We start from the raw sequence: 457 nt of genomic DNA on the forward strand, positions 1-457 counted from the left end.
GAAGAAGTACGACTAAAACGTATAGCTGATGCGGGTGATATCTTTACGCCTGAACAGCTAAACCATGAAACCGAATTACAAGCAGATGCGTGTCCGTGTGACTATCTAGTTACTAATAACGATAGTTTAGAAGCGTTATATCAACAAGCAGACTTTGTAATGAGTGAATTGATGGGGGAAGGGTAATGGGGGCAGTATCATACGACTTAGAAGCTTCAGCTAGACGTTTAGAATCAGCTTTTCCACTTCATACAGAAGAAGGGGTAAGAAGCTTCTTAGAGAAGCTAGGAAGTTTAGAAGAATTGAAGTATTACACAGGGGATTATGACGTAGTTATATGGTTAGCAGACTTCTATGAAGTACTATTCAACGTGGCTAACTTATCACAAACAGAACACAAAGTAATCTACTATCTGTACTTTGAAGTATATAGACAATCTGAGTTATTAGACCTACT

The 457-nt window shown here is 38.3% G+C and carries 2 protein-coding genes; both read left to right on the top strand.

Features of this window, described 5'->3' with window-relative positions:
• The coding region (locus R2R70_RS18945) for a hypothetical protein (RefSeq protein WP_410978740.1) at window positions 1–186 on the top strand (186 nt) is incomplete at its 5' end.
• A partial coding sequence (locus R2R70_RS18950) for a hypothetical protein (protein WP_410978741.1) occupies window positions 186–457 on the top strand: 272 nt, incomplete at its 3' end. The genes R2R70_RS18945 and R2R70_RS18950, both read left to right, overlap by 1 nt.

The sequence above is a fragment of the Cobetia sp. SIMBA_158 genome, from assembly GCF_046566945.1.
GTDB lineage: Bacteria > Pseudomonadota > Gammaproteobacteria > Pseudomonadales > Halomonadaceae > Cobetia > Cobetia amphilecti.